This window comes from Prosthecobacter sp. (genome assembly GCF_029946185.1).
Lineage (GTDB): Bacteria > Verrucomicrobiota > Verrucomicrobiia > Verrucomicrobiales > Verrucomicrobiaceae > Prosthecobacter.
In genome coordinates this window covers 1-11,059 of the sequence record NZ_JAQSEA010000300.1, presented here as the reverse complement: position 1 = coordinate 11,059, position 11,059 = coordinate 1, and the positions used below count along the sequence as shown (strand labels likewise).

Genomic DNA, 11,059 nt, shown 5'->3' with positions numbered 1-11,059 from the left:
AATTTCGCCACCTTTGTCAACAACCTGCGCGGCATCGGCTGCCCAGAGACGACAATTCATGACATCGTGACCGGTGAGCTGCGAGAAATCTACCAAGTCAAGCAGGCAGAAATCGCGCACAACCATCCCGGCGCAAACGCTAACGCATCCGCCACCGAACAGCGCGCCTGGCAGGTCGCGCTCAAGCAATTGCAGGACGAGCAGGCGCAGGTTCTCGCCACCACGCTCGGCACGACCACCACACCAGCATCACCGGCCACTGCTGCCGTCACGACAACAACAACCACCGCCAGTCAATCCGCCGCCAATCCGGCAGCGAATGCGGCCATGCAGACACCGGCGGCGTTTCTCGTCGGCAATGCCGCCAATTCGCAGGCCGAACCAGGAGTCCTGGCCCTCGCCACCACTGATGCCAATTTGAATCCAGCCACCGCCGCAGTGATCGAACAGATGCGTGGTGATTTCGCTACGGCGCTGCAAAACACGACGCAAGATCCCGCCAGCCCAGCCTATCAACTCCGCTGGAACCAAGCACGGCGTGACAGCGATGAAAAATTCTCCTCATTGTTTGGCGGTGACGCGTTCATCAGAACCCAGTTGGAAGCAATGCGCCCGCAGCCGTGATCGCGGCAATGTGGCGAATTCGTTGCACGATAACGTCCACTCCCTAGGCAATTGCAAAAATGTGTCGTCCACTGTGACGCATTTGTAACCGCCACCAGCTTGAGAGAAACCTGCCGCGAAGCAACAGAGGACTGCTCAACAACTCCGGCAAATGCTGCTTCACCGTTCCTCCTACAGCTTCCATCAGCTTGCCTCACACGGCGGTCTTCATGATCTCCGCTGCTGGCTTGGCATACTGCTCTGCTGGGCAGGTTTGCACCCTGCGGAAAGCTGCCATGCGGCAACGGCCGCCGCCACGCCGACCGCCGTGTCACAGCTAGGCAGTATTTACATCCGCGAATACCGCGTGCGCGGAAACCATCTGCTGAAAAATAGGGAGGTCGAGGAGGCCGTGTATCCCTTCATGGGTCCGGGCCGCTCGGAGCAGGACATCGAGCAGGCGCGGCAGGCCTTGGAGAAAATTTACAAATCGAAAGGCTACCAAAGCGTCTATGTGCAAGTGCCGCAGCAGACGGGCCGTGGCGGACTCATCTTTTTGGAGGTAGTCGAAGCTCCCGTGGGCAGGCTGCGGGTGAAAGGCTCACGTTACTTCCTACCCAGCAAGATCAAGGAGCAGGCCCCCTCCATGGCCGAGGGCGCGGTGCCGAACTTCAACGAGATCACCAAGGACATCGTCGCGCTGAACCGCTGGCGTGACCGCAAGATCACGCCAGAGCTGCGCGCGGGCGTGGTGCCAGGCACGGTGGACATTGATCTCAATGTCGAGGACAAGCTGCCGCTGCATGGCAGCTTGGAACTCAACAACCAGTACAACGCCAACACGGCACCCCTGCGTCTGAACGGCTCCATCAGCTACAGCAATCTCTGGCAGCTCGGCCATACGCTGGGCCTTAGCTTCCAGGTCGCACCGGAAAAAACTTCCGACGGCACGGTGTACTCCGCCTTCTATCTGGCACCATTGCAGAGTGTGGAAAGCTTGAGCGTGATGCTCACTGGTACCGTGCAGGACAGCAACATCTCCACGCTGGGCGGCGGTGCGGTGATCGGCAAAGGCCAGATCGTCGGTCTGCGACTCATGAAGACACTGCCGGCGGAGCAGGGCTTCTTCCATTCGCTGAGCTTCGGCATGGATTACAAAAACTTTGTCCAGGAAGTGAACGCCGGTGGCGCGGTGATCGCTTCTCCCGTGCAGTACTACCCGTTTTCGCTGGCTTACACCGCCAGCAAGGTGCGTGACCACAGCTACACGGAGTTCAATGCCTCGCTGACTTTCCATTTGAGCGGCATGGGCGGCTCGCAGAGCGAGTTCGCCGCACGGCGCTTCAATGCGAGGGATAATTTCTTCTACTTCCGTGGCGATCTTTCGCACACGCATGACCTGCCCGGTGGCTTCCAGGCCTACGCCCGCGTGCAGGGCCAGGCGGCTCCCCAACCGCTCATCAACACGGAACAGATCGCTGGTGGCGGCCTAAACACAGTGCGCGGCTACCTTATCGCCACGCAGCTCGGCGACTCCGGCGTGTTTGGGTCGCTGGAGCTACGTAGCCCCTCCTTCATTGGCTCCTCCAAGGAGAAGGAAAACGAATGGCGCGTGTACACCTTCGTCGAAGGCGGCAAGCTTTACGTCAACAACACCTTACCGGCGGAAAAGCGCAGCCATGATCTCGCCAGCATCGGCGTCGGCAGCCGCTTCCGCTATTTGAATCATTTCACCGGCTCGCTCGACCTGGGCATCCCGCTGGTCACGCAACCAAACGCCATCGCGCACGATGTCTATTTCACCTTCCGGGTAGGCATGGATTTCTGACCCCATTTTTTCCCAACTCTCCTCACCACCACATGACCAAACCTCTGCTCAAGTTACTCGCCCTACTGCTGCTCACTGGCACGGCCTTTGCCGCTGAATCCAACTGGTGGAACCCGGCGTGGACGCTCCGCAAAAAAGTGTCCATCGACACCTCTGGCAAAGGTCTTGCCATTAGCGAGCCGATCGGCACCACCGCCGTGCTCGTGCGTCTGCATGAAGGCGTGCTCAGCTTCATGTCAGCGAAGGAGGATGGCAGTGACCTGCGCTTCCTCGCCAGTGATCACAAGACAGTGCTCAAACATCACGTCGAAAAGTGGGATTCCCTGCTCAACGAAGCCTACGTTTGGGTGCAGATGCCTGATTTGAAAGCTGCCAGCGCCACGGACATCTGGCTCTATTACGGCAATACCACAGAAGCGGTCGCCGTCGATCCTGCGAAGGAAAGCTATGATGAGAACACGACGCTGGCCTATCACTTTGCAGACGCGTCCAAAGCGGGAACGGATTCCTCCCCCACCGGAGCTAATGCCGGGGGAACACCGACACCGGCCGCAGGCTCTCTCATTGGTGCCGGATTGCGTGTCTTCGGGCAGACGGCCATCACAGTGCCAGCGCCGCCGTTTCCCGAGTGGGCACCTGGAGCACCGCTTACCGTCTCCGTTTGGGTCAAGCCCAGCGCCTTGCAACCAAACGCGGTGATCCTCAGCCGCCGTGATGGTGCCAACAGCTTCATCCTCGGCCTCGATAGCGGCATTCCCTTTGTGGAGATCAATAAGCAGCGCAGCACGGCTGGAGAAGCGATCACGGCGGGCATCTGGCGGCATGTGGCCGCCGTCGTAGACGCGGGCAAGGTCACGGTTTATCTCGACGGCAAATCCTACGGCGAACTCTCCGCTGCACTGCCTTCCTTGAAAACGCCGGTGGAGATCGACAAGGACAGCTCACCCGCTGCCGCGAGTTTCAGTGGTTTCACCGGGGAGCTGGACGAGCTGCAGATCGCCAAAACCGCGCGTCCCGCTGGTTTTATCCACTTCGCCGCCGCCAATCAAGGCACCAGCGCCGATGCCGCCAAGCTCCTGACCATCGGAGCGGACGAGGCTTCTGATCATGAGGAAGAAAGCGAGATGGCAAAGCATCTTTCGCTCATCACCGACATCTCGAAAGACCTCACCATTGACGGCTGGATCGTGATTTTCCTCTGCGCCCTGCTGGCGGTGGTCGGCTGGTTCATTGCCGCAGGCAAAATCTTGTATCTCAACAAAATCGAGAAGGCTTCCAAGGAGTTCATGAACCGCTGGGAAAAAATCTCCTCCGATCTCACCGCCATTGACCACGAGGACGCGGACAGCGTCAAAAACATCGGTGGCAGTGTCAGCTCCAAGATGCAGAAGCTCATGCGCGAGTCACCGCTCTACCAGCTCTATCATTTGGGGTCGGATGAGATCCGGCACCGCATGAAAACCGTCCGCCAGGTCACGCTAGACGCGAGGGAGAAGAAAGTCACGATTGGTCTCTCCGGTCGCTCCATCCAGGCTATCAAGGCAGCTCTGCACGGCGGCATGGTGCGCGAAGTGCAGAAGCTCAATGGCAGGCTTGTCTTCCTCACCATCGGCATCGCTGGCGGCCCATACCTAGGCCTGCTCGGCACCGTCATCGGCGTGATGATCACCTTTGCCGTCATTGCGAAAACCGGGGAGGTCGAGGTGAACTCCATCGCGCCTGGTATCGCTGGTGCCTTGCTCGCCACCGTGGCCGGTCTGGCCGTCGCCATCCCGGCGCTGTTTATTTACAGCTACCTCAGCTCCCGCATCAAGGACGTCGTCTCCAACATGGAGACCTTCATCGACGAGTTCATCGCGAAGATGGCGGAACACTACAAGGAATAACCGCACACCATGCAGGCCGACAACCAATCCTACGACGACATCAACGTCACGCCGATGGTGGATCTCTACCTCGTTTTGCTGCTGATCTTCATCATCATGACAACCGCTGGTGTGCAGGGCGTGAAGGTCAATCTACCCCGAGGCGGCCCCTCCACCTCCAAGCCGATCGAAGCGCCGAAGATGCAGGCCATCACGGTGGATAATCAGGGCAACATCAAGCTCAACGCCACCGCCGTCACGCTCGAAGAGTTGTCCACCAAACTCGAAGCCATCAAGGCCGCCATCCCAGATGCGCCAGTCATCATCCGCGGTGACAGCGCCACGCAGTACCAGACCATCATGGACGTGCTCACCGCAGTTGGCCGTGTCGGCATCACGCAGGTTGGTCTAGCCACCCAGGCTAAAAAATAAACCCACATAAAATCATGAAGCCCACAGATTTTGAAGACGAAAACGAGCCAGGCTTTTTCAAGCGCAACCTCGTCATGCTGATCATCGGCGGCATCGCGCTCGGCGGCAGTGGCTACATGCTGACAAACTACAAGCCATCCAAGTCTGCGCCCAAGAAGAAACTCGACATGGTCATGATCATGCCGGTGCTCCCGCCACCGCCTCCCCCACCACCACCGCCACCCAAAGAAGAGCCACCGCCGCCGGAGGAGAAGGAGGAGCAGATGATCGAGCAGCCGCCCGAAGAGATCGCCGATAAGCCTGATGACAAACCGGCCGACGAGCCAAAGGACGAACCCCTTGGCACCGCGATTGCCGGTGGCGACGGCAGCGGCCTCGGGATCGGCAGTGGCGGCGGCAACCGTGGCATGATCGGCGGTGGCAAAGGCAATGGGGGTAGCAAGTGGGGCTGGTATGCCGGCACTGTGCAGACCCGCATCGCCGAGGCCCTGCGCAAACATCCACTTACACGCCGTGCGGGCTTCTCCAATGTCGTGAAAATTTGGTCTGACTCCACTGGCCGTATCATCCGCGTGCGGCTTTCCAGCAGCACCGGAGACCGCGCGGTGGACAGCGCCATCGAAAACGAAGTGCTCAACGGACTCGTGCTCAACGAGCCACCGCCAGATGACATGCCGATGCCCATCAATCTTCGACTCAGCGCCCGCCAGCCAAACTGAATCTCTTTTTCCGCGCAACACCCCTCATGCTTAATCACTCCCAAGTCTGGCGACGAAAATTCGCCTGTTTCACCGCCTCTCTTCTCGCCGCCACTCAACCGGTGCTCGTCCAGGCGCAGGAACCCACGTTACCTGCCCCCCTGCTCGCGGAAAACACCCCTCCTGCGGCCGGACCCGTCCCCCCCCCCATTGCGGTGGATGCCGACCCGGCCACTACGCCCGTACTGCCGCCACCGAATGCTGCGGCACCTCAGGCCATTCAGCCTACACCATCACAAAACGTGACGCTCAATCTGATCAACCGCCTCGTGCAAAAAGGCGTTCTCAGCCAAGCTGAGGCCGCTGATTTGATCCAAGGCGCGGTGGAAGACGCCGCCTTTGCCAAAGCGCAGTCCGAGGCACTTGCTGAAACTCAAGCCGCCGTGATGGCGCAAAACACCATGCCACCCGTGGTGCCGGACCCGGATGAGGTGCGTGTCACCTACATCCCGGAATCTGTTAAAGCAGAGATCCGCGACCAGTTGCGCACCGAGGTTTTCGCGCAAGCACGCGACCAAAAGTGGGCCGCACCAGATGAAGCAGTGGAATGGACGAAGCACATCGGTCTATCCGGTGACATCCGCATGCGGCATGACCGCTTCACCTTTGCCGATGACAACAACAGCACCGGCGTCTTCCCCAACTTCAACACCATCAACACCGGCCATCCCTTCGATGTCTCCGGCCCAGTATTCTCGCCACAGTTGAACGTGGACAAAAATCGCGAGCGCACCCGGCTGCGCATGCGCCTCGCTTATGACATTGATCTTGAGGACGGCTTCACCGCCGGCATCCGCATGGCGACCGGTGCGAACAACTCGCCCGTCTCGACCAATCAAACGCTAGGCAGCGCCAGCGCGGGTAGCAACGGCCAGGGTGGCAACTTTTCCAAATATGAACTGTGGCTGGACCGCGCGTTCATCCGCTACGAAGCCGCCCCCTCCGAGTATGCCAAGCTCACCCTGCTGCTCGGACGCTTTGACAATCCCTACACGGTCTCTAGCCAGATCATGTGGGACGAGGACGTCGGACTCGATGGTATCGCTTTCAAGATGGTCAATACCTGGCAGCCAGGTTTCAAGACCTTCCTCACGGCAGGCGCATACACCGTGTTTAACAGCGACTTCAATTTTCCCTCTAACAGCCCGACCAAAGGGGCCAGCTACAACAAGTACCTGCTTGCCGCGCAGTTTGGCGTGGAGTTCAAGATCACCGACGACATTGAGCTCAAAACCAGCCTGGCTTACTACGACTGGAAAAACATTGAGGGGCGTCTCTCCGACCCATTTGTGCCACTCAACGACACCGATGCCGGCAGCACTGATAACACGCGTCCACTCTTCGCGCAGAAAGGCAACACCTACCGTCCCATCCGCAACATCACCCCCACCGCGCTCAACGGCTTCGGCACCACGAATCAATTCCAGTACTTCGGCCTCGCCGCTCCGTTCCGCCAGATCGCCTGGAATGGACGGCTGGATTTCAATCACTATGAGCCGGTCCAGATCTCTCTGCTGGGTGAGTACATCAAAAACCTTGCCTTCAACCAATCGGCGATCAATTCCGTGGCCGTCAACAACCGCACGGGCGGCGGCGCAGGTGCCTTTGATGGTGGCGACACCGCCTGGTACATGGGCGTAAATGTCGGCAAAGCCATACCCGCCTTTAACAAGCGCGGTGACTGGTCCGTGGGCCTCGGCTACCGCCATGTGGAGTCTGATGCGGTCATCGACGGCTTCACCGATTCCGTCTTCGGCGGCGGCGGCACCAACATGGAAGGCTACAGCCTCAACGCGGCCATGGCTATCTCCAAACGCACCTGGATGCGCATGGCCTACATGAGCGCCACCCAAATCGCCGGTCCCGCCCTCCAGACAGATGTCTTCCTCATCGACTTCAGCGCCAAATTTTAACCATGAAATATCTCACCACACTACTTCTTCTCATTGGTGCCGCCTCCGCGTTTGCCGCCGAGGAAGCAGACCCCGCCATGGCAGTCATGAAACGCATGCGCGACCAACTGCGCACCGTCATGATCCTGCAGCAGAAGACCGAAGCCGCGCGGGCCACTCTGGAAGCCGCCAACGTCGAACTGGAGGCCAAAGTCAAAACCCAGGATACCAGCTTCAAGAAACTGGCAAAGGACAGCAACGAGCAGAAGGACGCCGGTGCCAAAACCATCGCCGAACTCAAGGCTAAAATCATGGCGCAGGAGCTCGAGCAAGCGCGCTTGGCGGAATCCCTGGCCAAATGGAAGCAAGGACATCAGGAACTGACCGCCACCGCCAAAAAAATCGAAGCACAGCGCGCAGAACTGTCCGCCCGAGTCATTCTGCTGGACCGCAAGGTGGCCGATCATCAGCGCAAAAACGACGAGCTGTTCAAGATCGGCAACGAGGTGCTCTCCAAGTATGAAGGCTTCGGCCTCGGCACCGCCATCGCCGCGCGTGAACCCTTCACCCGCAATATGCGCGTGAAACTGGAGACGCTGACGCAGGACTACGCCGACAAGCTAGTGGACAGCAAGATCAAGCCTGACGAGACGCCGCAGAAACCGGTTTCAAAAGCAGAGTCCGCACGAGTCCAGACACCGGCAGGACGATAACGCATGAACAACCACTCCCCGGGGCATCAAACCAAACCCCGTATGACCTGTCATCCGGCTTTCGTGATATTTTCCTCATTCGTCATTCTGCACTCGTCATTCGCCGCTGGCGACACCGTCATCGGCAGCATCGGCGGCATCGAATTGCGCGAGCAGGAGATGAAAGACGCATTGGGACATCTGGGTGCCTTGGACAAAGAGGCACTGGCGCGGGATGCCACCGCACTGAACCAACTCGTGCGCTCGATTCTGATCCAGCGCGTGATTTTGCAGGAAGCGCTTGAGCAGCACTGGGATGAAAACCCCGTTGTCATTCCGCTGCTCAAAAACACGCGTGAAGCTGCGCTCACCGACAGCTATTTGAAGAACATCTGCAAGCCGCCGGAGGATTTCCCGAGCGATGCCGAACTGCGCACCGCCTACACTGCCAGTCGCGACAGTTTCACCGTGCCACGCTCCTTCCGACTGGCGCAGATTTACATCGCCGACCCAGACGGCACAGACAAAACGGCCAAAACACGACTCGCCGCCGCCCGCCGCCGCCTACAGCAGCCAGGAACCTCATTCGGACAGATCGCGCGTGAGTTGAGCGAGGAAAAAGAGAGTGCTTCGCGTGATGGTGAGATCGGCTGGCTCAAAGAGTCGCAAATCCAGCCCGAAATCCTCGCGCAACTGCCCGGCTTGAAGTTGAACGTCGTTTCTGAACCCGTGCGGCTGAAGGACGGTTGGCACATTCTCAAGGTGCTGGACGCGAGAGAGTCGTTCACGCCGATTTTCGACCAAGTGCGCGTGCAATTAGCTCAGCGGCTGCGTGCCGAAAAGACCCGGGAGAGCATGCAGGCTTATATGTCGAAATTGTTACACAATCACCCTGTGTCTGTGAACGAGGTCGCGCTGTCTAAGCTGCTGCAAACCAGCCCCGCCCAGGGCACGTCCCCCCAACCTTAATTGCCGCATGAAGATCTTTGTCCGCACTCATTCACCCGCCCATGTGCTGCTCGCGCACGCGCTGGTGCTATTGTTGATTTTAACTCCGTCCACCCAGGCGGGCGACATCCTCCGCATGAATGCGCCGGCGGCTGGTGCTGCCACCGTTCCAGGTGCGTCGGCAGCAGATGCAGCCGCCATCAATACCGCCGCCGCTACGGCACAAGCGCGCACGAACGCGCAGGACATGCTGGCGCGCAACACGATGGCGCTGCAGGCCGTGACCGCCATGCAGGAGGCCGCGCGAGCCGCCGCCATCGGCATGAACAACCTCGGCGCGAACCCCAATTTCCCCGGCCAGACCCTGCCGGATGTGCCGAACGGCCTCGGCGCAGGCGGTTTGCAGATCATCGGCTCGCCCGTCGGTGCGAACGCGCCGCAGCAGTCCCTCGAAAACGCGCGCACCATCGTCACCATCCAGCAGACGCAGCAGCAGGCCCTGCTCGAATGGCAGACCTTCAACATTGGCGCGAACACCACGCTACGGTTTGATCAGAGCGCTGGTGGCGCGGATGTCGGCACCTGGATCGCCTTCAACCGCATCACCGATCCCACAGGCAATCCGACACAGATTCTCGGCTCCATCGAGGCACTGGGCCAAGTCTATGTGATCAACCAAAACGGCATCATCTTCGGTGGTGCTAGCGTGGTGAACACTCACACGCTGGTGGCCTCAGCGCTGCCGATCAATGAAAACCTCATCGCCCGCGGTCTGCTGAACAATCCCGACTCACAGTTCCTGTTTTCCACCAGCGATCTGAACGCGCAGGCCGCCGTCTCCGTGCAGGCTGGCGCACGGCTTACGGCACCGACCTCCGCCGCGAACGTGGGCGGCCGCGTGGCGCTGATCGCCCCCCAGGTGAAGAATGAAGGCACCATCAGCACGCCTGACGGCCAGACCATCCTCGCCGCTGGCCTGCAGGTGGGATTTGACGCTCATAGCACGGATGACCCCTCGCTGCGCGGGCTGGATGTGTACGTTGGCAGTGTCGGCACGTTCGGCGGCACCGCCACGAATGACGGCCTTATCGAGGCTCCGCGTGGCAGCGTGCTCATCACCGGCAAAACGGTGAATCAAAACGGCTTCATCAACAGCACCACCTACGCCGCGCTGAACGGACGTGTGGATCTGCTGGCCAACTTCAACGCGATCCCCAACACCAACTACAACGCCGCCGACCCTTCTTTCGGCAAGCCGTTTGTCTACCAGTCTGGCACCTCCACCGGCATCGTCAGCACCGGCGTGGGTTCGGTGATCCAGATTCTGCCGGAGTACGCGAGCGCGCTGAAAGTTGTCGGCACTGAGCTGGCGCTGAAATCCCAAATCAACATGCAGGGCTTGGGCGTGCATCTCGGCATGAACTCCGTCGTGCTGGCACCGAACGCGGATGTGGCGCTCAGCGCGGGCGTCTGGGATCTGGTGCTCACTGCGGGCATCACAGATCTGGATTTCGCACACTCCTCCGGCCAGGTGTATGTGGATCAGGGGGCGGTGATCAATGTGGCAGGTTCCACCGCAGTCGCCACATCCATCACGGAATACATCATCACCGTGGATCTGCGCGGCGCAGAGTTGGCGGACTCGGCCTTGCAGCGCAACGGCAGCCTGCGCGGCCAGTCCGTCACGGTGGATTTGCGCGAACATGGCACCCGCGACGATGGCACCGAGTGGGTGGGCACACCGCTGGCGAGTTTGCAGGGCTATCTCGGCGTGATCGAGCGCAACGTGGGCCAGCTCACCATCGCGGGCGGCACGGTGACGATGATGGCGGGAGAATCCGTGATCGTGCAAACCGGTGCGGAGATCAATGTGTCCGGCGGCTATCAGGACTTCGGCGGTGGGCTGGTGGAGACCACACGGCTGCTGCATGAGGGCAACTTGGTCGATATTGCCGATGCGCGTGCAGACATCATTTATCAGAGTGTTTACAATCCGATCTTTTCCACCACCGACACGCGCTGGGGAACGACTTCGGGATCA

8 protein-coding genes and 1 pseudogene are annotated in these 11,059 nt (G+C 59.8%); all 9 read left to right on the top strand.

What is annotated here, in order from left to right; genetic code table 11:
• Positions 1–624: pseudogene (locus PSV43_RS24570) on the top strand (hypothetical protein); the annotation flags it as partial.
• A gap of 151 nt (positions 625–775) precedes the next feature.
• Positions 776–2,431, top strand: coding sequence for a ShlB/FhaC/HecB family hemolysin secretion/activation protein (locus PSV43_RS24565; RefSeq protein WP_300203942.1), 1,656 nt, complete (start codon positions 776–778; stop codon positions 2,429–2,431).
• Positions 2,432–2,463: 32 nt separating this feature from the next.
• Positions 2,464–4,317, top strand: a complete 1,854-nt coding sequence (locus PSV43_RS24560; RefSeq protein WP_300203940.1) for a DUF2341 domain-containing protein — start codon at positions 2,464–2,466, stop codon at positions 4,315–4,317.
• Between the two features lie 9 nt (positions 4,318–4,326).
• Positions 4,327–4,728 carry a biopolymer transporter ExbD gene (locus tag PSV43_RS24555; RefSeq protein ID WP_300203937.1) on the top strand — a complete coding sequence of 134 codons (402 nt, stop codon included), beginning with the start codon at positions 4,327–4,329 and terminating at the stop codon, positions 4,726–4,728.
• A 14-nt stretch (positions 4,729–4,742) separates the two neighbouring features.
• Positions 4,743–5,447 carry a TonB C-terminal domain-containing protein gene (locus PSV43_RS24550; protein ID WP_300203934.1) on the top strand — a complete coding sequence of 235 codons (705 nt, stop codon included), beginning with the start codon at positions 4,743–4,745 and terminating at the stop codon, positions 5,445–5,447.
• A 26-nt stretch (positions 5,448–5,473) separates the two neighbouring features.
• Positions 5,474–7,399 (top strand): putative porin, encoded by a 1,926-nt coding sequence (locus PSV43_RS24545; protein ID WP_300203931.1) that lies wholly within the window; start codon positions 5,474–5,476, stop codon positions 7,397–7,399.
• A gap of 2 nt (positions 7,400–7,401) precedes the next feature.
• Positions 7,402–8,091, top strand: a complete 690-nt coding sequence (locus PSV43_RS24540) for a hypothetical protein (protein ID WP_300203929.1) — start codon at positions 7,402–7,404, stop codon at positions 8,089–8,091.
• Between the two features lie 63 nt (positions 8,092–8,154).
• Positions 8,155–9,039: a peptidylprolyl isomerase gene (locus PSV43_RS24535; RefSeq protein WP_300203926.1), complete on the top strand. Its 885-nt coding sequence runs from the start codon at positions 8,155–8,157 to the stop codon at positions 9,037–9,039.
• A gap of 7 nt (positions 9,040–9,046) precedes the next feature.
• On the top strand, positions 9,047–11,059 hold a 2,013-nt coding region (locus PSV43_RS24530; protein WP_300203923.1), incomplete at its 3' end, for a filamentous hemagglutinin N-terminal domain-containing protein.